The following is a 22,859-nucleotide window of genomic DNA, read 5'->3' on the forward strand; positions in this document are numbered from 1 at the left end:
TGCGCAAGAGGCCGTGAGGTTCGGCGTCGCTCGACGTAAGAGATTTCAGCGCCTCGGTCCGCTGCAGCAGATCTCGCGCTTGTTCGAGTACCCTGGAGCCAAGCGAGTTCAGACGCGGCGGCTTTACCGAGCGGTCGAGCAACTCGGCACCCAATGCAGCCTCCAGCCTTTGCACTTGCCGGGTAATCGCAGAGGGCGTCCGGAATAGACGATCGGCTGCACCGGCGATGGACCCGGCCTGGGCAAACTCTACGAGGGCGCGTAAATCTTCGAGCAAGAGAGTCTCCTAAAGTACTCCTAAAACCTCCTCCCAACGAATAGCAGAATCGTGCGCAAACGGCAACATCATTGTGAGAATAATGAACTTGTGGAACGTGTCGGTCCTCCGTTACAAAGAGCAAGAAGTTTAGGTACATCGCGCTCGTTGCACGGGACGGCTGGAGAAAATTGAACGACAACCAATGGACCCTCCTATCCTCCGAGCCACTGAGCCAGCAGCGGTGGCAGGAGATTCCGCCGATCGCAAACTGGTAATGGAGTTTTCAAGGCAGAGAGCCGAAAGGAAGCGTCTTCATGGGGACTTTACTTCAGGATGTTCGCTATGGTTTGCGCATGTTGGTCAAGAAGCCAACATTCACGATCGTGGCTGTCCTGACGCTGGCTCTGGGCGTGGGAGCCAACACGGCCATTTTCAGCATCGTGAACGCCGTGCTGCTCCGTTCACTTCCGTTCTCCGACCCCGACCGTCTTGTAAGGATCTCCTTTAATAACCCAGGGGTAGGATTGCGGGGCGTTCGGTTTTCCGTGCCGGAATTCGACGATCTCAGAACGCAGACGGATGTGTTCGAAGATGTGAGTGTCATCGTTTTTGGCCCCACAAACTTGACCGGCGCCAAACAGCCCGAACATTTGGAAATGATGGAGGTCTCTCCCAACTACTTTTCCATGCTCGGCGCCATTCCCGAACTGGGACGCTTGTTTGGTCACCAGGACTTCGCGCTCGGTTTCGCGCCCGTCGTTGTGATCAGCGATGCTTTGTGGCGCCGATCTTATGGGGCTGATCCTGGCGTCCTCGGCCGGAGCCTTCGCCTCGATAACGATCTGTATACGATTGTAGGTGTACTCTCTCCCGGATTTCGCAACCCCGGATCGACCATTCCAGCCGTGGAGGTGTGGATTACCTGCGGATTCAGTGGCGATCCGTTCCCGCCGCCGGCGCGTGGCTTACGCATATTACCGGCGGCAATCGGACGTCTCAAGCCGGGCCTCACCGTAACACAGGCTCAGTCGCGGCTTGATGCAATGGCTGCTAATCTGCGTCGCGAATTTGCCAACGACTACCCGCCGCAGGCCAAATGGACGGTTGAGATTGTGCCGTTGCAGCAATCGTTGGTGGGTAAGGTTCGACCGATGCTGGCCGTGTTGATGGCTGCCGTAATCTTAATCGTTTTCGTGGTGTCTCTAAACATTGGCAGTGTGCTTCTGGCGCGCGCCTCCGGACGACAGCAAGAGATGGCAGTGCGCGCGGCAATGGGAGCGAGCGGCGGCAGAATGATCCGGCAGATGCTCACCGAATCGCTGTTGCTGGCTTTCATCGGGGGAATCGCAGGGCTCACGACGGCGGTGATCACGCTGAAAGCCGTCTTGCGATTTGTGCCGGCGAATCTTCCGCGACTGGGCGAAGTAAACATTGATTGGAAGGTGCTGGGGTTTGCGTTACTGATTTCGCTCGCGACCGGTCTACTGTTTGGGCTGGCCCCCGCGACTCATTCCTCGAAGGCGGGACTTGCGGGCACGATGCGCGAGGGCTCGCGCGGCTCGGGTTACAGCGCGAAGGCCGGGCGCATGCGCGACGCACTGATGGTGTCGCAGCTGGCTTTTGCGGTAGTGCTGATGATCGGCGCGGGGCTCCTATTAGAAACGCTGCGCGATTTGTTGCGACAGAACCCGGGCTTCAATGCATCGCAAGTAGTGACGGCGAATATCTATCTGCCGAACCCGAATAATCCGCAGCTCGATCCATATCACACGTTCGCGCAGCAGATTCCGTTTAATCGCGAACTGCTGCAGCGCGCGAACGCGATTCCTGGCGTGGAGTTGGCGGCAATTACGTCCAATTTGCCGGCCGCCGACACAATCAACAGCGATTCGGCGGCCTACGGCACCACCAATCACAATTCGCTGGCCATCGAAGACCGGCCCACGGAATCCTCGGGAGATTTGAGCGCGGAAGTTATCCGCATCAGCCCGGATTATTTTCGGGTGATACAAACACCGCTCGTCGAAGGGCGCTTCTTCACCGAGGACGACGAGAACGGCAAGCTGCCCGTGGCGATCATCGACGAGGCGACGGCAAGGCGCTACTGGTGGCCGGATCATGATCCACTGGGCCGGCGCCTTCGTATCCGGTTGCGTTTCGGGCAGAATCCCGTGAATCCATGGAGCACCGTGGTGGGCGTGGTGAAAAATATCAAGCACGACGGGCTCGATGTCGATGGCGTGCCGCACCTCTATGTTCCGCTGAATCAATTTCTCGGGCGGTCGTTGAGCTTGGCTCTGCGAACTTCCTTGCCGGCGAGCACGCTCGAGCCGCAGATTCGCGGCGCGATTCAGAGCGTAGATCCAGGGCTGCCGGTGTTCGGCGTCACCTCGATGGATGAAATACTGGATGCATCGCTGGCATCGCGCAGATTTTCCGCGAATCTGGTTGCTGGATTTGCGGGTGGGGCGCTCTTGCTTGCCTCGATCGGAATTTACGGTTTGCTGGCCTATATGGTTGGCCAAAGATCACGCGAGATTGGTCTCCGATTGGCGTTGGGTGCCCAGCGAGCGGATATCTTGCGACTTGTCCTGGGAAAAGGTGTAGTCCTGGCTGGCCTCGGAATTGTGACCGGGGTGATATTTTCCGCTTCTACCGCCTCGACGATGGCAAGTTTGCTCTACGGCGTTCGCCCACATGATCCGGCTGTATTTCTGATGGTGCCTTTGCTTCTGCTCGTAGTTGCGATTGCCGCCAGCTACATTCCGGCTTGGCGAGCGACCAAGGTGGATCCTATTGTGGCGCTGCGGGAATCGTGAGTTCCTTGGGCATGGACGCGTCGAGTGATGTGGGAAAGGCCCGCAGCGCATCCCGGTCGTTCGCCAAAACTCTGTCCGCACTTGGAACCAGCAGTACAGCTCATTGAAGTCCACAATGATGGGATCCGAGGCCTCTGAGATTACAGGTCATTCTGTGGGCGCAATCACGCCGCTCTGCCTCGGTTCCTTACTGCCCGTATTCTTCGACATTGGGCTAAAGCGTTTCGAGGAGGTCGTGACCGCTGGGGGCTCGACCCACGCAGCTATCCGAATCCCGCTCACTCGATTTGCCCAGCTCACCGGCGCCACGTGGGTCGATGTCTGCAAAGAGATGTAAGCCAATGGGGAACGGGCTCCAACGACAGTTCAATTGCACATGTAACTTGCCAACAATGAAATTCCACCTTTATCAGTTCCACCCAGGAAAGGACGATGTTTCAATGTCAACGTTTTCTTTACAAATGCTGCGGGCACTATTTTTAGCGACGATTCTGGCTGGCGCGCTCGCCGGAAGTGCCATGGCGCAGGCGCCGGATGCCAGCTGTGCGTTGCCGTCAGAGCCCGAGGGAATTCCAGCCGCGCTTGATGCGGCAATCACCGGGCCCGCGGACAAGGATCGAGCCTGCATGAAGGCCCTGTTAATACCCGAAGCGCGCATGATGTTCCTTTCAATCGCCGCGGACGGTGCGCCGAGCTATAAGCTCGAGACCTTGGACGATTGGATCGCCCGCGTCAAAGCCCGTGGCCACGCCATGTTGGAAGAAAAGCAGCTGAAGTTTCGCATTGAGCGCTACGGCAACATCGCGCACTTATGGAGCAGCTACACGCTGCAAAGCGATGGCAAGCAAGTCGCGCGCGGCATCAACAGCATTCAAGCGATCAAAGAAGCCGGCGGATGGCGAGTTACGGGCATCATGGTGCAGGCCGAGTCGGTCACTGCGCCGCTGCCCAAGGAATATCTGCCGTAAAGTAGGCAAGCTAAGAGCCGTGAAACGGCAGCGGTCAACTCATCGCAACAACGAAAGTGCCTTTCAAAAGCGAGAGGCACTGCAGGAGATATGACCACTCTTTCCAGGTCAGACCGTTCTTCACTCCCAAGAGACCACGGCAGCCTCGGGCACCCAACGCAGCCTCCAGCCTTTGGAGTTGCCGGGTTATCGCGGATGGCGTCCGGTATAGACGATCGGCTGCACCAGCTATGAACCCGGCCTGGGCAAACTCCACGAGGGCGCGTAAATCATCGAGCAAAGAAGCCTCCTAAAGCACATTTCACTCTTCGCAAGATACGTCACCATAATGCAGAAAGGGAAGCATTATTGTGAAAATAATGAACTTGTTGAATGTTGGTTGTCCAGCGATACTACATGGGATTCGTGCGTTTGTGGAGATTGATCAGCTACGGAAGTAGCTACAGGAGTTGCTATGAGCAAGACCGCAATTACCTCGCCTGAACTCGCGCCGCCGGTCGGCCCATTTTCCCAGGCAGTCAAAATCGATGGTTTCCTCTTCTTCAGCGGACAGGTCGCCCAAGACCCGGCCACTGGCAAGGTGGTCGAGGGGGGCATTGTGCCCGAGACGGAGCGCGTCTTCCAAAACCTATCGGCGGTTCTGAAGGCGGCCAGCAAGAGTTTTGATGATGTCGTGCGCGCCGGGGTGTTTCTCACGAACATTACTGACTTCGCCGCGATGAATGGCATCTACGCAAAATATTTCAGTCAGCCCTTTCCCGCCCGCACGACGATCGCGGCGGCCGCGCTACCACTTGGGGCGTGCGTCGAGATTGATCTCGTTGTCAAGGCCTGAGGCGGCGCATGGAGGCCTCATCGCGGGGATATTGGAGGCTCCAAAATGCAAATACTGATAGTGGGCATTGGTGCGTTGGGCGGAACAATTGCGGCGCGTGCCATCCGCACAGGACTGCCCGTGCGGCTTGCGGCTCGCCGGGTGCCCCGCCCTTTAGTTTTGTTGTCCCTTAATGAACCCACAAACCAGAGGCTTGCGACGCATTCTTGGCGGCGGGAATCTGCATTTCATCACCACGAGCTGCTATCAGCGCGAACCGCTCCTCGGCCGCCGCGCTCTGCGTCGGCTATGTCCAACGGCCTTCCCTCAGCACCGAACATAGTTCGGTGGTACCACGAGTCAAGATTGCAAGTCAACGAAAATCTCATTTTGGAACTCACACCGCTGGGGTAGACTGCTCGTCGGCGATCATCGGACGCTGGCACGAGCGACGGATTGCGAAATTCATAATTCACTGCTTATTCACTGTTATTCACTGTTCTTTGTGGCGCGTAAAAATCGCAAATTTCGATAATCTCTCACGCGGCAGGAGGTTGCGCGGAACTGTCCGTTGCTCGCCACCTTTTTCAGAAAAAATTCACTGTTAGATTCGCTGATAAATTCGCTGTTCGGCGAACACCAGTGAATTAAGCCGGTTTCAGGCTGAGTCCGTTGCTCGCTCAAAGACCGCCGATGTGTTCTTTTCGCAGGGGCGCATGCGCCAATGGAGCCTGTGGAGCCACACAGGTCACCTACACCTACACGCTGACCGGCAAGCCCAAGACCATGTCCGACGTCGGCGGCACTACGACGTACGACTACGATGACCGCGACCGCCTGCATTCGAAGCAGACGCCCTTAGGTACGCTGACCTACAGCTACGATAATGCCGGCAATCTGCTGACCATGACTTCGTCGAACACCGGCGGCACCATGACCACCTTCAGCCCCCGATAGTCCAGTACTACCGCCGGGAGGCCGAGAAGCTGAAGACGGAGCAACAACAGACAGAACCGGACCCGCCGCCGCGCCTTACCAGAGAGTGGTACTACCGCACGCACGGAATGAGGTAGAAAAGCCAGCCATCTGGGAACCGAAGACCCATCGTGAGCGGGCGCAGTACGATGAGATTTCGAGAGAGTCGAGCATTCGATAAATCTGGATCTACTCACGCTCCGAAATTGAACGTCTCTTCCTCCGCTATCAGGACAACCGGCGGTCCACCTGTCGAAATTGCCAGGGCATTTGCCAGTACCTGCTGGCCACCCTCTGACGATGCGCAGGCCTTCAACATTTGCATTGATGGAAAGTGGATCTCCGCAATTCGGTGGAACCGCGAGGGACTTTGAGCTGAGTCCAAAACCCTCGTGGCAACGATTTTGGTTTTGCCAGACAACTTGGCCACAGCCATCGGAACATGTTCGTTGTGATAGACGCTCTCGAAACGATCGGCGTCCTTTGGATGCGGGTACATCACGATTAGCTTTGCGCCAGCCATATCACTCCCCTATTGGTTACTCTGAAAGAATTTCGCGATTCGATGCATTATTTCGCTTTGCTTCCGCAACCGTTCTTGCCTCCGCAGCTGTTCTTATCTTTACTCGCAGACTTCGTGCTGCCGGTTTGGGAGGACGAGTTCTTGGACGACTTCTTCTCACCGTTGTTCTGCGTTTGTTGATCGTTGCTCTTACCTTGCTGTGTCTGTGCCGCCATCGTTCCAGCCATCAGGCCGGAAAGACATACGGCCGAGATCAGCGATTTAACCGTGGATTTCATGGGTAAACCTCCGCTCTTCTGAGTACTTGGGACTCATCCTCAAGATTCCCAGCCACAGTGAACGTTACGATTCTTGATGGGATCAAGTGGGCAATTGAGCGAATTACAATTTTTCGTCCCACTGCGAAGACGAGTGGCACTTTTTCCTAGTCCGGGAATCACATCAAATTGGATCAATCGAACAAGTTAAGAGGAGCTATGGCTGAACTTGCATATTTGTCCAAGTCGTACATCGAGAGAAAGAAGGGACCAGTTCGCTATGCGCAGCTACCTGGGGAAGCCAAACCGGTGATCTTCAGCGTGCATGGCGCCGTTGCCGAGCACTATGGAGTGAAGGCCGAGGATTTCGGAGAATCCCATGCGACGACGATTGATTATCTCGTTGCATCCGTCGCAGGTTGACTGCTGGGAACCTTCGGGGGCGCGCTGGAGGCGCGCAAAATCAAGGCAGACGGAAAACTGTCGGGAGAGGTTCGCGGAGAAGTCGAAAAAGCGGAAGATGGCGTGCTTATCATCCGACGCATTCACATCGAGCACAGATTGAAGATTTCAGAAGGCCAGCGTGAAACCGCAGAACGCGTTCACGCCGTGTACGCCGATCGTTGCCCCTTATATAGGTCAGTCAGGACCTCCATTGACGTGACTTCTTCCCTCACTTTGCTGACTGAATAGGGATGGGCATCGCCTCAGCGCATTTAGTGAGGAGATGGTTAGCCTAATCTTGTTAAAAATTTCTGTGAGAGGAATCTAGCACTAGCACGCCATCTTCTTGTCTCGGATGCTCGCGGCTTTGAACGCCTCCGCGGCAGTCCAGATCGACACACCCAGCAAGGCCAAATCCTTAATCAGGAATTGACCTGGTGCACTCAACCTGGGATACCAGTAGCCAGGCTCGAAGGCTCCGGGCGTCGTAAACAGGAAACTTAGGGTGATTAGAAAAGTGATTATTGCACCGGCGCTTCCAATGAATGACGATCGCGGGGATACTGGACGAAGAGCCATCAGAAACGCAACTGCGATCTCAATGATTCCGATCAGTGTCGACACTGCTTGAATGCTTAAAAACGAATACATCCATACCATTAAGGGACTGTGGCTTACGAGTGGCTGAATACCTTGCGCCTCCGCCCGCGTGAACTTCAGCCCCCCGATGAGCAGGAGAATCGCCACAAGTCCGTATCGGGATATGCCGACTCCGGCTCGCTCCATCGCCGATGCCAGCCCTTGCTGAACAGCGTGGGGTATGACGGTGGGAAGTCTGGGATCATGGTATTGTTCAGCGGTAGTTTGCATTTCTCTCACTCGTTAGGACAAACAAGTATCCGATGTGCGGAGAGCCAGAATGTTACAAAGCGGACATCGCTCTTCTGCGCTTACTGCACGTCTGTCCCAACAATCTCATTCGTGCATACCTCGATCAACATCATCTGTTACTGCGATTCGCAGATTGATGGAGCATTATAAGGACAGTCGACATCCAATGTCCTTTGGCAGCCGAACTTAAACTGATGATTCCGAGTTTAGCCGCAGAGAAGTCTCCTGTCCGATACGATGAATCGGTCCTGATTGAGAGGGTTCTCAGCGGAGAACACGAATGCTTTTATGAGTTGATGCGTCCGTATGAGCGGAATATCTACGTCTCTGCGTTCCTGATTTTGCAAAACCAGGCAGATGCCGAGGAGGTCGCTCAGGAAGCGGTGTTCAAGGCTTTTCGGAGACTGAATCAATTTCGGGGGGAGTCCAAGTTCGGTACTTGGATCATCCAGATAACGATTAACGAGGCACGGATGCGCCGGCGCAAGTATCGCCGGGATCGGTACGATTCCATCGAGCAAGATGCGACCGCCGAGGAGACCGGGACTTACATTCCGCGCGATTTCGCCGATTGGAGGGAAATTCCTATTGAGACGCTACAGCGAGCAGAATTCCGCCAGGCCGTGACGCGCGCCTTTCTCCGGCTGCCGGAAAAATACCGGGAGGTTTTTATGCTGCGCGATATAGAACAAATGAGCGCTGCTGAAACCGCCGCGGCACTCGGGATCGGAGAAGGAAACGTACGCACCCGGCTGGTGCGTGCTCGTCTGATGTTGCGCGATGAACTGGCGCCGGGATACGACGGAACATGGCTCGCTGAAGACCGATGGAAGAAGGTGCGTCCATGGTGAAGCAGTCTCGAAATGGAGATCAGGAAAGTCCCCGTGCCTGTGAACTGTTTCGGCAGCAAATCCCGGCCTTTCTTAACCGGGATCTTTCGGAAAAGGAGGGGGCCTCGATGGAACAGCACCGGGATTCGTGTGACAACTGCCGTGTGATACTCGAGCGCGCTGTTCCCGTCGACTGTATGCACGTTTTTCAGCACATCTCCGATTACATCGATGATGAGGTACCTGCCGAGCTACGCGCTCAGATGGAAGCCCATTTCAAAACATGCAAGCATTGTGTCGCTGTCCTTGACGGTACCCGCAACACTATCCAGCTTCTCGGAGATGAGCAAACGTTTGACGTGCCTACTGGCTTCGCTGGGCGACTTTATCGCAAGATTTCCAGGAGGTCTTCGTGAGGGCCCCGGGAATTCGGTGTGTCAACTTTCGTAAGGTTATTCAAGCGCCTGCTGGATGAATGCTTCAATGTCCGCTTGCGGCATGGCACCTTCGGTCGCGTGTACGAGCATTCCTTTTCGATTGATGTAGTAGTTGGTTGGCAGGCCTCCAACACTGTATAGATCGCCGACTATATCGGAGCCAACAAGCAGCCGATAACCGACACGGAGCTCGGTGGCGAATGTTTGGATTGATTCGGGGGATGAGCCGTACATCTCAACACCCACGATTTCCAGGCCCTTATCCTTGTATCGGTTCTGGAAATCGACGAGCCACGGAGTCTCCGCCCTGCACGGCGCGCACGTATTCCCATAAAAGGTCAGCAACACAGCCTTGTTTCGAAGGCTCGAGAGCTTGAACGGCCCTCCGTAAGAAGTTTTTGAGCGAAAAGTCAGGCGCTATTTGCCCACGGTACTTAACAACGCTGACCCGCACCGACTTCGTCGGAAAATAGCGACGAGCGGAAAATGCGACCAACCCAACCAAAGCGGAGAGCGCAATGAGCGCCAGACCCGTACGGAGTGGTCTTTGCAGTCTCTGGAAGATCGGAGCTGCGTTCGTCGGATCGTCGTTATCGATCATTGGTTGTTCTCTTTTCTGGCTAACGCGTCCATCGTAAACAAAGCGGCGGGTCTCAACCGCCGCTCTGTTGTTGTGAAAGTGACGCTGCCGCAGTTTCGCTCAGTTAAGCCGGGCGGCGACACCGCACACGATTACAGGGCCGAAACTGCCGTAGGGCGCACCACCAGGTCCGGTGATGTATCCGTCCCTCGCCATTTTCAAAATTCGGAACTCCTCAGTCAGGAGACCGCGATAGCCCTTCTCGATGGCTTCCTCAGTCCACTCATAGACATTAGCGTCCCATACTGGGCTGTAATCGGTGGCCGTTGTGGGAATGCCACCGAACGTATTGTTTGGCCGGTGTCCGTCCAAAAGCGCGGCACCCACGCCTTGACGCTGTGGATTTTGGCAGCCGCCTTCTGATGCGCCGTTCGTTGCGATGAATATCCGCTCGACAGCACTACGACTGATGTCGTCAACCCCAGTTTCGATTTTGCGCAAACGTGGAGCGAACGTGTTCCCCTCAATCGCGGACACAGTTGGATCGCTCGACTCAGTCGAGATATAGAAGACGGGCTTCCCAAAGCTGTAGCCGTTGATCAGAGAGAGCGTGACGGTGCGATGGGCTGGATCAATAGCGACCACTTGATCATGCACAAGACTGTAGTCCGGGTTTCCATTTGGGAAGCTGATGCCTGCATCTTCCAATGCGGCGGCAACAACCGGTGCGTCATAAATGATGCCCTCAACGTTTACTAGCGGGCTATAATCCGCATCGCCGACCGATCCCGGTTGAGCCACGCTCGGTGGGAACGGTTTTTCGCGAGAGCCGGCGATAAGGTCCCGGTTTGGGCTGAAGTCTACAACGCCAGACTCAAAGAGAAATGTCCCATCAGAACGACGCGTAGCAGGCCGCGCCGCATCGCCAGCATTGTGCAATTTCTTGGAGAAGTTCACGCCTAGACGATCTGCTTCTACCTGGTCGCCAGCGTCCAGAATGATGTACCAGGCCGGCTTCAGACCAAACGGCGTCTTCACCGCACCCTTGTAGAGCGGCAGCGTGATCGTGCCCCTGGGAGTGCCTGCAGGAACATTAACAGTCGTCAACTGTTCGATGGGTATATCGAACTTACCTGATTTCAAAAGCTGGACAGGTCCGGCCAACTCTGGATCGATAAGCGAGTCAGGTGGGGGGAACTGTGAAATGTCGACTTTAGTTCCTATCGAAGCCAAAGGTGGAATGATGTTGCATCCGGGGCCGGGACCATTTGCTGCCGGCCCGGGACCATTCCCGGCTCGTAAGAGTCTACCTTCCCCTTCGTCTTGTCTGTCTCTATCAGCCGCAAATGCCGCGGCTGAAGAGAACATGATTACTGCCGCCGTTGCTGCTATGACTACTGCGTTTGCACGTTTCCACAGTCTGCTCATGCTTTCCCACTCCTGTATTGATGCGTGTTCATTGCAAGTCCTCCATGAAGTTCCGACAGACGAGCCTGTCGTTAACCCAGAAGATTCAGAGTGCGAACAACAGTTACAAGGTGAGCAGGGATGGTTGGGTGAAACGAGGATTAGTAGTTGCCGGGTGGCGCAACGTTTTCCCAATTTAAAATCGCTGGGCACATCCTAAGTTGGACTCCCAAGTGGTTCGACTCCTCAGTTGCCGGGTGGCCCACTCATCGCGGTGTTCGATGAGTGGGTTATCACAAGGTCTCATCTATAATTCGCCGCGTGCCGGGGGCCTCACCCTTCACACACTCACACAAACATCCGCCACTTAACTGGGAACTCTCACCATCTGCTGACTGGAGTTATCGTATTCGTTTCTCGCCGTATAGCGCTCTGGTTGATCAGTCAAACCGCGACAAGTGAGCTCGATTGTCACTGCGAACTGAATCGTGTTTGAGCCGCCGCGAGAAGTCCAAACGCCAGGACCTAAACCGCTTTCAAGGCGGACTTCCTGAACCTGATACGGCTGGGAGCTTCCCAGCGAGTCCAAGTGGATCGGAATGGTACGTTCTGCAATCTCACGAGTGGTGGGAACTAGCTTCCATTCGCCTCTAAGATCATCTGCTGCGAGTTGGCCTTCATTAGAGATTGTCGTAAGCAGGTAGAACCACGGTGGGAAGTTCCTACCATTGTCATATCGCTGCTCGACGCGAACAGTGCTGGCAATCTTCGGGGAAGCGAGCCTTCTGTTGAGAGCATTTGCCTCTCGTAATGCTTTCGTCTGAATCAATCCGACTTGTTGTGCCACAATGACACTCGCAAGCGCGATAACGACGCCGATCAAAGCAATTATGGCCATGGGAAAGCATTATGAAGTGTCATTTGCAGATACCGCAAGGGTTCCTTCCTGGCTGGGTGGCCCATCCTTGTTTTGATTCGGTGTGTTTAGAGATATCCCATTACGGAACTGTGAGTGTCCCATCGTTCGCTGGTGTTGCGAAGTGGGTTAGCTGTACAGGTGGTTACACGATTTTGACTTCTATGGCTGTTCCATTCTCGAACTTCGGGAAAAGCGTATCGCTATCCTTTTCGTAGCCCCACCTTTCGAACACACCGCGAAGGGTGCGACGCCCACATTTTAGGAGTTGCAGGCAAATACCAAAATGAAATCAAACCAGGAGGAAAGGGTGCGCCACTCAACCCAGAAAAAGCGCTCAGGGTCTCTTTAGCATGCTCTTGAAACCCTGAGCGTAGCTCGTTGGTCAGATCTTCTACTGTTCCTCGCGATGTTGGGTGTTCTCTGTGGCCACCCCAGAGATCGTTCCCGCAAACTCGCCAGTCGCGGCAAAGAGGACGGGATTGCCAAGGGTGTCGGACGCCACTGTCTCCACCGTCTCAGTCATCGTAAGAACGCCGGATGCGTGCTGGAAACGGCGGGTTCCACCGGTGATTTGAAACGTCAAAGTACAGTGAGCCACATTGGTAGTGAGATCTATGCAATCCCCTCCGTGCGTGAGATTGACTTCCAATAGACTGCCATCCCCGAAGCGAAACACGCCCACGCCCGCCAGTTCCGGGAGAAAGAGCTGAGTTGAGCCCGAGCAAGTGCTGGACGTCCCCGGAGAATTTGCGATCGCTCGTACATTCGTGACAGTGAATGAACCCAGCGTTCCTTCCCCGGCGAAGTTGTCGCCGTCGTTACTTGTGTTGGGTTGTTGGAGATTGATGGTGCTGGGCGCAGAAGTTCCGGAAAATGACATCTTTACAGACACATCCTGCGCGCGGGCGGCTATGACACCGAGATTGAGAATCAGTGCCACGGTTGCGAGGTGTTTCATTGGTCCCCTAACGGAACGGAACATGACTTCCTCCTAATTTATGTCTTGCCTACCGCACTAGAGTGCGATCAGCTGGGTTTTGTTTTTTGCACGCAGGCGAGCAATGAATTCAGGCAAACCAGTTCAGAGCCATCATCGGCCCGAAACCGGTGCAGTTCTCCCGAATTGAGCCACGCTTCCAGGGCAGGCCGGTCCAGGTTCGAGACCACGCCCACGTTTTCCAGAGCGATCATCTCCGTGTCAGAGCCGCAGAGCGGACACCAGGCACGAGGGGAAGTCCGGCCTCGCAGAATCAGCAGCGAATCGCTTTCGATCGTGATCTTCGTCAGCTTTGCCATCGGGAGCCTGTTTTCTGAAGCAACCCACGTGTTGAAACCAGCGCAGATTGCACGAACGCGGCTTGAGAAGTCCTTACAAGACGTCTGAAAACTTCTGATAATTTCTCGCATCTGGATAACAGCAAGAAAACGGGGAACTTGGATGTTTTCGAGTGAAAGCCGGAGGGATCAATCGCAAGGCTGGATCATGCTAAAATCCGCTCCCAACATTTCACGGGGACACTGCGCATGTCTGCGAGCGAGAGCTAGCGACTGAAAGAACTCTATCAATTTGGGCCTTTCCGAGTTGACCCGGAGAAGGAAGTGCTGTCACGTGCGGGCCAACCCGTCCAACTGACACCCAAGACGTTTCAAATTCTTCTCGTTCTTGTTCGCCACCATAAAGAAGTCGTCACTAAAGACGACCTGATGAAGGCAGTATGGCCGGACACGTTCGTTGAAGAGGCCAACCTCAGCCGCAACATCTTCATGCTTCGGAAGGCGCTGGGCGAGACTTTCCAAGACCACCAGTACATTCTGACGGTGCCAGGACGCGGTTATCGCTTCGCGGAGAACGTGCGCCTCGTCCCCGAGCAGGAAGTCAGCATTGTTGCTGCGCAGCACTCCAGAGTTCAGGTGCAGGTGGAAGAAACCAAGCCCTGGGCATGGATCGCGGTCGCAGTAGTGGTTCTGGTCGCCATGGCCGCTGGCGTGTTCAAACTGTTCGTCAAGCGGCCGTCTGTCCTCACGGGACACGATACTGTCGTGCTCGCTGATTTCGCGAATTCAACCGGCGACCCCGTCTTCGACGGCACTTTGCGCCAGGGCCTGGCCATTCAATTGGAACAATCGCCGTTTCTAAAAATTATGGACGACGCCCAGATGCAGCGTGATCTGCGGCTGATGAATCTCCAGCCCGGAGCGCACATCGGCACTCAGGTTGCGCACGATGTCTGTGTCCGGGAAGCAGGCGCGGCCACGATAGACGGCGCAATCGCCAGCCTGGGAAAAAGCTACGTCATCACCCTGCAGGCAACTGCGTGCCAGGAGGGGGCAACGCTCGCTCGCGAGCAGATTCAGGTCGAAGACAAAGAGCATGTGTTGAGCGCGCTGGGAAGCGCTGCAACTGCCATGCGTGGCAAGCTTGGAGAGTCGGTCACCTCGATCCAGAGGCTGAATCGTCCGTTGGAACAGGTCACTACTCCTTCGCTCGAAGCACTACAGAATTACACCGAAGGTGTTTCCGTGATGGGCCCGGGCCATTTCCTGGCGGCCGTTCCGTTGTTTGAGCGCGCTATCGCAATCGATCCAAAATTCGCGATGGCGTACTACCTTTTAGGCATCGCGGTTGAGCAGGCGGGCGATATGGAACGCAGCGCGGAATATGCCAAACAGGCTTTCGGGCTGATCGACCGCGTTTCGGAGTACGAACGGGCCGGCATCACTGCTTACTACTACAGAGCAACTGGCGAGCTCGACAAGGAGATCGACGCCTACCGATTGGGCGTAAACAACTATCCCCGGTATTGGGGTTTTCATACCCAACTAAGCCTTATCTACATCGATGAAGGGCGATATGACGAGGGGCTGAAGGAAGGCCAGGAGGCGGTTTTGCTGCAGCCCGACGTCGAACCTCCCTACCGCCGTCTATTGGACGCTTACATCTGCCTGGATCGCCTTCCCGAGGCCATGCAGGTGGCGGAGAGAGTGCGAGGGCTGGGGATCGACGGAGCGAGGATTCATCAGCGCTTCCTTGAATTGGCTTACGTGCAAGGCGATCGGGAGGGCATCTCCCGCGAGATTCAATGGTTTGCAGGCAAGCCGGAGGAGTACCTGAGCTTTGGCCTGCAGGCGGCCGACCTGAATCTGCACGGGAGACGCCGTGAATCGCATGAGCTGTATCAGCGTGCCGCCGACACGGCGCGGCGCATGGGTTTCCGCAGCGTTGCTGACGAGTTCGAAGAAACTGATGCGCGTGCTGATGCTTTTTCGGGAAATTGTCAGACGGCGCATCGTCGTGGGAGTCCGGCCTTAGCACTGGCGATTTGCGGCGACACCGCGAAGGCGGAGAAGCTCGCCGCGGCGAATTCGAAGCTTTTCCTAAACGGAACCATCTGGAACGCCGTACAGCTGCCCGAGATCCAAGCCATGATCGCACTCCACGGCGATCAACCAGCGCGAAGCATTGAGCTTCTCGCATCGGCCTCGCCGTACGAGCGCTCTTACATCGACGCAGCTTACTTGCGCGGACTCGCTTATCTTCGTTTGCATAAGGGTGTGGAGGCTGCGGCTGAGTTCCGGAAAATCATGGATCATAAGGGCGCCAATTGGGGCGCCACCTGGGTACACCCGAATTGGGGACAGTACTACTCGCTTTCCTATCTGGGGATGGCACGCGGCTTCGCACTCGCCGGTGAAAGTGCGAAGGCCAAAAAGGCATATCAGGACTTCTTCGAGTTGTGGAAAAACGCCAATCCCGACATCTCAATTCTGAAGCAAGCCAAGGCGGAGTGTGCCAGGCTATAGCGGTTTAAGTTTGCAGTTCGCATACCGCCTTGCTTCAGAGGCTGGGTGGCCGTCCTTCTTTTGATTCGGTCTTTTTAGAGATGTCCCATTACGGAACTGTGGCTGCTCCATCCTTCGCTGGTGTTGCGAAGGTGGGTTAGCTCTACTGGTGGTTAGACGATTTTTACTTCTATGGCTGTTCCATTCTCGAAAGTCGGGAAAAGCGTATCGCCTTCCCTTTCGCGAATCGAATAGCCTAACAATCGCGTTCCGCGTGCAATGGGTTTCGACTCGGACTCGCAATGGTAGAATCTGCCGCTGCATGCACAGGACTCTGAAATACACATTGCAGGTGCTGGCGGGAATCGGCCTGTGGGCGATCTTCTACTTTGGATGGATGTGGTGGCATGTGGCTGGCTACACCTACTACACACCATTGGGAGTCGACATAAGGAATTCGACTGTGTTTCTCAGCATTCACCTTTGGCCGCTTTCTGCGATCGTGTTTGTCTTGGCGCAGATCATTTCCTATCTGGGGATGAGGAGCTTCGTGAGGCAAGTAGAGAGCCCCGAATAGATGGCGGCAGGCAGATGTGCGGCCGATTGAACGCTGCACGGATCACGAATTATTCTGAATTAGTGGTGTCCGAATCTCGCTCGAACAACGGAGGTGGCATGAGACGTTTCGCCTGTCTGGCGGTATTGGTTCTTGGCTCGGTGGCTGCTCTCGCGCAGCAGTTCGCTTCAGTCCCGGGACAGGGCCGGTCGATGGTGGTTACGAAGTTCGGCATCGTTTCCACTCCGCAATTTCTCGCCTCGCAGGCCGGAGCCCACGTTCTTGAAGAAGGCGGCAATGCTGTCGATGCTGCCATCACGGCCAATGCCGTGATGGGCGTGGTCCAACCCTACGTGAACGGCATTGGCGGAGATCTGTTTGCTCTTTACTACGATGCAAAGACCGGCAAGCTTTATGGTCTGAACTCCAGTGGCTGGACCCCGAAGGCGCTGACCATCGATTACCTCAAGTCCAAAGGCGTGACTAAAATGAATCCCATCGGCGTCGAGACCATCGACATTCCCGGCGCCGTCGCGGGATGGGACGCGCTGCGCAGCCGCTTCGGCTCATTACCGTTCAGCCAGATTCTGGCTCCGGCCATCTACTACGCGCAGAACGGATTTCCACTGGCCGAGCGCAATGCGCGCTACTGGGTTGCCAGAAGACTTCTTAACCAGCCCGGCTACAAAGAGACCTACGTCATCTGGCCCACGGCGCCGAAGCCTGGCGACCTGTTCAGAAATCCCGCACTCGCCAATTCTCTTCGCCAGATCGCCGAGCATGGCCGCGACGCGTACTACAACGGTCCGATGACTGAGACGATGGTCAAGTTCCTCGATTCCCAGGGTGGGACTCACACCGTGGAAGACTTCCGCGACTTCCAGCCGGAATGGGTAGAGCCCATTTCCACCACTTACCGTGGCTGGACGGTCTACGAACTTCCTCCCAACGGCCAGGGCATCGACGCACTCTCGATGCTCAATATCATGGAACGCTTTCCCATGGCGCAGTACGGCCACAACTCGGTTGACGCGCTGCACGTGATGATCGAGGCCAAGAAGCTTGCCTATGCCGATATGTACAAATACGTCGCCGATCCGCATTTCACCACCGTTCCCGTAAAGGAACTTCTCTCGAAGGACCTGGCCGAGCAGCGTGCCAAGCTAATCGACATGAAGAAGGCCACGTGCGAGGTGGTTCCATCGCAAATCGCGGCGGAGCTTAATAAGATGGGCCACTCCACCATCTATCTCTCGACCATCGACAAGGATGGCAATATCGTCTCGCTCATTCAGAGCAACTATTCCGGCTACGGCACCGGATTCGTAGCTCCCGGTCTTGGCTTCTCATTCCAGAATCGCGGAGACCTTTTTCAGCTCACTCCTGGATTGCCCAACTCGCTTGCCGGACACAAGCGTCCTCTGCACACCATCATTCCCGCATTCATGGAGAAGGGCGACATTCATATCGGCTTCGGGATCATGGGTGGATGGAACCAGGGGCAGGCGCACGCGCAGTTCGTTTCCAATGTGGTGGACTTTGGGATGAACGTCCAGGCTGCGCTCGAACAGCCGCGCTTCACCAAGGAAACTTTTGACGGTTGCGATGTTCAGATGGAGCAGACCATCCCCGCCGACGTCCGCGCGGGTCTGACGGAACGTGGCCACCAGATTCGGCTTCTTGAACCTTTCTCCTTTACTGTGGGGCAAGGCGCGGCGGTCGTCCGCGACGGCACCCGCGAGGTGAATTTTGCTGCAGGAGATCCGCGCTCTGACGGGGCCGCCATCCCCCAAGAGCCGAGCACGAAGTAGCTCAAGCGGCAGTCAAAAATGGGAAACTAAGCGAAGGCTGCCCGGAGAGAAGAGGTTTGTTGAGTGACGTTCGGCTCGTGTTTACTTCGGGAATGAGTCGCCGAACATCGGATTCCCGCTCTTGGACTGTTGCTCGGTAGCCTCGTCCTGAATTACATCCCAGTGCTCGACAAGAATTCCATCCTTCAAGCGAACGATGTCCGCTGCGATCCAGTTCACCGGCAGTCCGATGTTGGAGAACCGGCCATGAACGATGACGTAGTCACCTTCTGCAAGAATCACCCCAGGCTCATATTTGAGCGACGGCGGCGCGGCCTTGATGAGGTTGAAGAGCCCGCCACGTCCCGGCTCGATATGGGCGCTGTGTTGAATGTAGTTGGGCGACCAAAATCGCTCCGCAGCCGAGTAGTCTCGCTTATTGAACAGGGTATCGAATGCCTTCAGTACGGTCGCCTTATTCTTTTCCGCATTTGAAGCGCTCATTGTTTTCCTCTCTTGCAAAGAAACGTTGGACGTTTTTGTTTTGAAACGGTTCATAAAGCTCGCTCGTACTTTCCTCATTGTCCCTTGCTCTCAGTCGGCCTAAAAATGAGACGCGGCTCGGCTACGGTTACGCTTGGCTCGGACCGAATAGCTTCAGCATTTGCTGGTTGAACCCGTTCACCAAAGCATGCTCCTCAGGGCCAGGATTGGCTCGCAGGGGTTTTGCCGCTTCAACGAGGATCTCGTTAGCATCTGTTCCAAGCACGTCTAACGTTGCGGCGATAAACCGGTCGAGAGGCATTGCCTGCTCGGCGTCCTGGCTATTCATGAGCTCCGTGCGCACCCAGGGTGGCGCCACCTCGAGCACTTGAACACCGCTATCGCGAAGCAAGAAGCGTTGCGATAAGACATAGGAGTGGAGCGCAGCTTTTGTGGCTGAATAGATAGCCGTCACAGCCAATGGCACAAAGGCAAGTACCGAGGTGTTGTAGAGAATCACACCGCGGCGGCTCTTAAGCTGATCCATGAGAGCCGATGTCAATCGAATGGGGCCCAGAAGATTGGTGGTAACGGTGGACACGAGCAGTTTGTCGTCGATGACACCCGCCGCCCGATCCGGTTCCATGATTCCAGCGTTATTGATGAGAACATTCAGATGCGAATGTTCTGCAATCAACTTCTTCGCCACTGCTTCGATACTGTCCGGGTCTGCGATATCGAGTTCGATCGCCTCGATGCCCGGATTGGCCTTCGCTACGGAGTCCAAATGGCTCTTGCGTCTGCCTGAGATGATCACTCTGTTTCCGCGTTTATGTAACTCCTCGGCCAGCGCGCGGCCAATACCCGATCCGCCGCCGGTAATGAAGATGGTGTTTCCGGTGAGATTCATAATTCCTCCGATCTGTGTGACTTCCGCTTCGGCGTTTTTGAACCGTTCGGTTCTATATGATGATGGGGATGTGCCGAGGTTGCAGAGATATTGAACTATTCGGTTCTTTATCGGACAATATCAGGATGGGGCGCCCGAAGAACTTTAGCCGAGAGGAAGTGCTGGAGAAGGCAATGCCTGTCTTCTGGAAGCACGGGTTTGCGGACACGAGCCTGCAGGAACTGGAACGAGCCACAGGCGTGAACAAGTCAGGGCTGTACACGGAGTTCCGAGACAAGGAAGATCTTTTTGTGGCATGCCTTCGGCACTACCTTGAGAGCCAGGGGAAGAGGGAGCTTCTCACTAAGGAGCCTCTCGGCTGGAACAACGTCGAGGCCTTTCTCCAGCATGGCCCTCTCAACAAAGGGGAACAGCAGGGATGCTTTTCCGTCAACTCCATGCGGGAGTTCGCTATTCTTCCGGATGAGGCGTATGGGGTCGTAACCGAGAATCGGGCACTATTGCAGCGCCATCTCGCGATGAATATCGAGGCGGAAAAGCCCAAAATGGCTCCTTCTGCAATTGCGGAGATGGTGCTGTCTTTCTTCTCCGGATTATGCATCGAGCGCAACCTCAAATCCAGCAAAGCCTCATCGACCCGCAAGATCGAAAACTTTATGACGGCCCTTCGCAGTCTCTAATGGAACGAATAGTCCTCTGTCGCGATGGCAGCATCTGGTTTTTAATCGTTGTCGTTGCCACCACGTGAGGGCGTCCACCCGATCAAGGGAGTTTTCTCTAACACGTCTCTTCGCACCTAATCCAAACGCTCGTTCCTGAACCTGCCTACCAACAACGCCACTGTGATCGCTATGTAGAGAACTCCGAGCACCAGTCGGCCCCAATTACCCTGGTCCAGCACCGGAGTCAACAGGATCGCCACTAGGAGCGATAGGAGGAGTAACAAATCCGGTCGCGATTGAAGTTTCGCGCGCACTGAGAAAACCTCAATTCAAGAGGCGATTGCTGCTGGCCGTGGTGGTTTCACGTACCAATTCATCCAGCATTGCAGCGCGGCCTACTTGGTGCCACGCCTGTTTCGACAGATTCAATTTGAGCGGATAGGACAGCTCTGCCACCGGTGCGTGTCCGCCATGCCCAGATTCTACCGCGTTACAATTCGAGTATGAGCGAGCAAATCAATATCTAGGTTGTCGGAGACTCACCGGGAACGAAGGGTTGAGCACTACTGCAAACAGTCTTATGACCAGCGGGTACACAGATCCCAGTATCGATGAATATCTGCGTAAGCGGCTGATGCCGGTGGAAGGTGCGATTCCGCATCTGCCCGGAATCGAGATGTACGGAAATTCTATTCCAGTCGGAACGGTGGGCGGCGACCTGTTTGAGTACATCAACTTTCAGCAGCGTTACGACCTTGATGCGCGCATTCAGCGGGCCGTGAGGCTATCGAAGGAATTTCTTGAGCCGCTTCCGCCAGGGGCATCACCTCGCAATTCGGTGGACGATCATGTGGAATGGTTGAAGTCCAGACCGCTTTATAGCCCCGAAATGGAAACCGAGTATAGGGACGCGAGAAGCTCGGAGCAAGTGCGGGTCGCCGAAGATCTGGGCGAGCTCTATACAACGGCTGGAGTACTGCTGGTGGATGCTGAGGGGCACGGGATTATTTCAGCCAAGATTGCCTCCACGGTGCACGATACCTTCCACGCTTTCATGCTCTCCGAACTCGACCGCTACGGCAAAACCACAGTCGAGCTATTTGAAAAAATCAATCTGCGATTGGCGCAATCGGTTACCGCTCGCAATTCGTTGGGAAGAACTGAGAAAGACTACGCGCGCGAGATCGCGACCATGCTGTACGGCGAAGTACATCCTTACGGCTACTTTCGATTCGTGAATTTTGGACATCCGCCGCCACTGGTGTTCTCCGCCGAATATCGCAGGTTCATGGAGATCGATAAAGAACGGATGGTGCAATTCCTGGCTTTGGGTTTGCAGATCCCCGAGGATCATCCGGATCGTAAGCGGTATTTCTCTTTGACACGCCGGCCGAGGCGAGCTAACGCGTCCGATGTCGCCGAAATCACGCTGATGAGTCCGGGCGACATTCTTTTCCTGTATACCGACGGGGTTTATGACGGCAGCGACAACGAAGAACGTGAGCACCTCGAAGCAGTGATGAGGGAGCACTATTGGCAATCAGCAAAAGACATCTGCAATGCGTTGCTGGAACACGCTACAAGAGATGACGATCATTTGCGGCAGATTGGCGAACCGGACCGCATTGACGACAAAACGGTGTTCATTATCAAGAGGCAATGAGCCACACGAGATTCGTGCCGATAAGTCGGCTTGTGGGAAATTGGATACGCCAACCCCCCGGGGCGGATCGATCCTCAATAAACGCGGGCAGTGCTTAGTAACTACGCTGCCCTTCTCAGTGTCAACTCAGCGCAGATGTAGCCCGCCTTGGCACTTTGGGGATTGTGCCTCAGCGACGAGCCATTCGCATAAATCAACTGCCAGCCATCACAGTTATCGACTCGAGTGTCCATCAGCATCGCTCTAGGCAAACCCATTCAAGGGTTTCAATAACCATTGTTTCCTTTCAACTGACCAGAATCAGGAACCCATCGATTATTAAAGAGACCGACAGGTCGCATACTAATTGTTAAAGGTCGGATTGGAAATGTTTCCTGTGGGATATGCGACCGACCGGTCCCAGGGGGTATCTTCACTGTCAGTCAACAACGCGTTCTGGTTCCATTAAGGGAAACAACATCAAGGCTGGGCACGCATTCAGGAGATGTGTTTGCTCTTGACGTCGGCTTTTATAGAACCCGGCCTGGCAATCTTCGGCGCTTGAATGGTGCTCTCAAACAATTCCGAAGGATTTGACCCGCCGCCGCCGATATAGACACAACTCGATATCCGCTATGCGGTGTACTGATCGAGTTGTTAGTAAGAAAACGAAAATTTCACTCCATAAAGGAGAAATTGTGATGAATGATCCCCACAAGTTCAGCACGGAGTTTGGATCTGATCATGCGCTCGAACAAAGTACACCTATTGTCAGTCACCATGACACCATCAAATGGTTTGAGGCAATCCCCGGAGAACAATTGTGTATTCGGGTTCACGGAACACAGGTGAATGGCCGCTATGCAATTATGGAAAATATCGCGGCGCCAGGCACAGCAACACCTATGCACTT

25 protein-coding genes are annotated in these 22,859 nt (G+C 55.1%); 13 read left to right on the forward strand and 12 right to left on the reverse strand.

The genetic code is table 11. From position 1 onward, the window contains the following. Positions 1-277, reverse strand: a 277-nt coding sequence (locus tag VNX88_00970; protein HWY67200.1) for a LysR family transcriptional regulator, incomplete at its 3' end; no start/stop codon positions are given. Positions 278-573: 296 nt separating this feature from the next. On the opposite strand from VNX88_00970, the gene VNX88_00975 reads away from it, so the two are divergent. The 5 genes from VNX88_00975 to VNX88_00995 all read left to right on the forward strand — a co-directional run bounded on the left by VNX88_00975 (position 574) and on the right by VNX88_00995 (position 5,817). Beyond that, entirely contained in the window at positions 574-3,078 is a 2,505-nt protein-coding gene (locus VNX88_00975; protein ID HWY67201.1) for an ABC transporter permease, read from the forward strand. A 115-nt stretch (positions 3,079-3,193) separates the two neighbouring features. After that, a complete protein-coding gene (locus VNX88_00980) occupies positions 3,194-3,415 on the forward strand; it encodes a YbaK/EbsC family protein (protein ID HWY67202.1) in 222 nt (73 codons plus the stop codon). A gap of 103 nt (positions 3,416-3,518) precedes the next feature. Next, entirely contained in the window at positions 3,519-4,046 is a 528-nt protein-coding gene (locus VNX88_00985; protein ID HWY67203.1) for a hypothetical protein, read from the forward strand. A 454-nt stretch (positions 4,047-4,500) separates the two neighbouring features. Then, on the forward strand, positions 4,501-4,881 hold the full coding sequence (locus VNX88_00990; GenBank protein HWY67204.1) for a Rid family detoxifying hydrolase: 381 nt from the start codon (positions 4,501-4,503) through the stop codon (positions 4,879-4,881). 672 nt (positions 4,882-5,553) lie between these two features. Continuing rightward, a complete protein-coding gene (locus VNX88_00995; GenBank protein HWY67205.1) occupies positions 5,554-5,817 on the forward strand; it encodes an RHS repeat domain-containing protein in 264 nt (87 codons plus the stop codon). A 211-nt stretch (positions 5,818-6,028) separates the two neighbouring features. On the opposite strand, the gene VNX88_01000 is transcribed toward VNX88_00995, so the two are convergent. Next, complete coding sequence (locus tag VNX88_01000) at positions 6,029-6,358, reverse strand: EthD family reductase (GenBank protein ID HWY67206.1); 330 nt, start codon at positions 6,356-6,358, stop codon at positions 6,029-6,031. Positions 6,359-6,405: 47 nt separating this feature from the next. Next, positions 6,406-6,636, reverse strand: coding sequence for a hypothetical protein (locus VNX88_01005; GenBank protein HWY67207.1), 231 nt, complete (start codon positions 6,634-6,636; stop codon positions 6,406-6,408). A 198-nt stretch (positions 6,637-6,834) separates the two neighbouring features. Between VNX88_01005 and VNX88_01010 the strand changes: the two genes are divergently transcribed. Continuing rightward, positions 6,835-7,038 carry a hypothetical protein gene (locus tag VNX88_01010; protein ID HWY67208.1) on the forward strand — a complete coding sequence of 68 codons (204 nt, stop codon included), beginning with the start codon at positions 6,835-6,837 and terminating at the stop codon, positions 7,036-7,038. Between the two features lie 351 nt (positions 7,039-7,389). Here VNX88_01010 and VNX88_01015 read toward each other — a convergent pair whose 3' ends face one another. Next, on the reverse strand, positions 7,390-7,929 hold the full coding sequence (locus VNX88_01015; GenBank protein HWY67209.1) for a DUF417 family protein: 540 nt from the start codon (positions 7,927-7,929) through the stop codon (positions 7,390-7,392). Positions 7,930-8,144: 215 nt separating this feature from the next. On the opposite strand from VNX88_01015, the gene VNX88_01020 reads away from it, so the two are divergent. Then, entirely contained in the window at positions 8,145-8,801 is a 657-nt protein-coding gene (locus VNX88_01020) for a sigma-70 family RNA polymerase sigma factor (protein HWY67210.1), read from the forward strand. Between the two features lie 431 nt (positions 8,802-9,232). Here VNX88_01020 and VNX88_01025 read toward each other — a convergent pair whose 3' ends face one another. The 5 genes from VNX88_01025 to VNX88_01045 all read right to left on the reverse strand — a co-directional run bounded on the left by VNX88_01025 (position 9,233) and on the right by VNX88_01045 (position 13,419). After that, positions 9,233-9,631 carry a TlpA disulfide reductase family protein gene (locus VNX88_01025; GenBank protein ID HWY67211.1) on the reverse strand — a complete coding sequence of 133 codons (399 nt, stop codon included), beginning with the start codon at positions 9,629-9,631 and terminating at the stop codon, positions 9,233-9,235. A 286-nt stretch (positions 9,632-9,917) separates the two neighbouring features. Beyond that, the gene (locus VNX88_01030) at positions 9,918-11,225 is read right to left on the reverse strand and encodes a hypothetical protein (GenBank protein ID HWY67212.1); all 1,308 of its coding nucleotides are present in this window, start codon (positions 11,223-11,225) and stop codon (positions 9,918-9,920) included. 346 nt (positions 11,226-11,571) lie between these two features. Beyond that, the gene (locus tag VNX88_01035; protein ID HWY67213.1) at positions 11,572-12,102 is read right to left on the reverse strand and encodes a hypothetical protein; all 531 of its coding nucleotides are present in this window, start codon (positions 12,100-12,102) and stop codon (positions 11,572-11,574) included. A gap of 412 nt (positions 12,103-12,514) precedes the next feature. Continuing rightward, entirely contained in the window at positions 12,515-13,081 is a 567-nt protein-coding gene (locus VNX88_01040) for a hypothetical protein (protein ID HWY67214.1), read from the reverse strand. Positions 13,082-13,149: 68 nt separating this feature from the next. Continuing rightward, on the reverse strand, positions 13,150-13,419 hold the full coding sequence (locus VNX88_01045; GenBank protein HWY67215.1) for a hypothetical protein: 270 nt from the start codon (positions 13,417-13,419) through the stop codon (positions 13,150-13,152). 303 nt (positions 13,420-13,722) lie between these two features. Here VNX88_01045 and VNX88_01050 point away from each other — a divergent pair, with 303 nt between their 5' ends. The 3 genes from VNX88_01050 (at position 13,723) to ggt (ending at position 18,270) form a co-directional block, all read left to right on the forward strand. Continuing rightward, complete coding sequence (locus VNX88_01050) at positions 13,723-15,924, forward strand: winged helix-turn-helix domain-containing protein (GenBank protein ID HWY67216.1); 2,202 nt, start codon at positions 13,723-13,725, stop codon at positions 15,922-15,924. Positions 15,925-16,225: 301 nt separating this feature from the next. Next, on the forward strand, positions 16,226-16,480 hold the full coding sequence (locus VNX88_01055; GenBank protein HWY67217.1) for a hypothetical protein: 255 nt from the start codon (positions 16,226-16,228) through the stop codon (positions 16,478-16,480). A gap of 98 nt (positions 16,481-16,578) precedes the next feature. After that, positions 16,579-18,270 carry a gamma-glutamyltransferase gene (gene ggt, locus VNX88_01060; protein ID HWY67218.1) on the forward strand — a complete coding sequence of 564 codons (1,692 nt, stop codon included), beginning with the start codon at positions 16,579-16,581 and terminating at the stop codon, positions 18,268-18,270. 81 nt (positions 18,271-18,351) lie between these two features. Here ggt and VNX88_01065 read toward each other — a convergent pair whose 3' ends face one another. Together VNX88_01065 and VNX88_01070 are read right to left on the reverse strand one after the other, a co-directional pair. Then, complete coding sequence (locus VNX88_01065) at positions 18,352-18,753, reverse strand: ester cyclase (GenBank protein ID HWY67219.1); 402 nt, start codon at positions 18,751-18,753, stop codon at positions 18,352-18,354. Between the two features lie 127 nt (positions 18,754-18,880). After that, positions 18,881-19,642: an SDR family NAD(P)-dependent oxidoreductase gene (locus VNX88_01070; GenBank protein HWY67220.1), complete on the reverse strand. Its 762-nt coding sequence runs from the start codon at positions 19,640-19,642 to the stop codon at positions 18,881-18,883. A 173-nt stretch (positions 19,643-19,815) separates the two neighbouring features. Between VNX88_01070 and VNX88_01075 the strand changes: the two genes are divergently transcribed. Continuing rightward, positions 19,816-20,322, forward strand: a complete 507-nt coding sequence (locus tag VNX88_01075) for a helix-turn-helix domain-containing protein (GenBank protein ID HWY67221.1) — start codon at positions 19,816-19,818, stop codon at positions 20,320-20,322. Positions 20,323-20,438: 116 nt separating this feature from the next. Here the strand turns inward: VNX88_01075 and VNX88_01080 are convergent, their stop codons facing one another. Next, the gene (locus VNX88_01080; GenBank protein ID HWY67222.1) at positions 20,439-20,618 is read right to left on the reverse strand and encodes a hypothetical protein; all 180 of its coding nucleotides are present in this window, start codon (positions 20,616-20,618) and stop codon (positions 20,439-20,441) included. A gap of 242 nt (positions 20,619-20,860) precedes the next feature. Between VNX88_01080 and VNX88_01085 the strand changes: the two genes are divergently transcribed. Next, positions 20,861-21,967, forward strand: a complete 1,107-nt coding sequence (locus VNX88_01085) for a PP2C family protein-serine/threonine phosphatase (GenBank protein ID HWY67223.1) — start codon at positions 20,861-20,863, stop codon at positions 21,965-21,967. Positions 21,968-22,647: 680 nt separating this feature from the next. Next, positions 22,648-22,859: hypothetical protein (locus tag VNX88_01090; protein HWY67224.1), on the forward strand; the 212-nt coding region annotated here is incomplete at its 3' end.

Source organism: Terriglobales bacterium (assembly GCA_035567895.1).
Classification (GTDB): Bacteria; Acidobacteriota; Terriglobia; order Terriglobales; family Acidobacteriaceae; genus Gp1-AA112.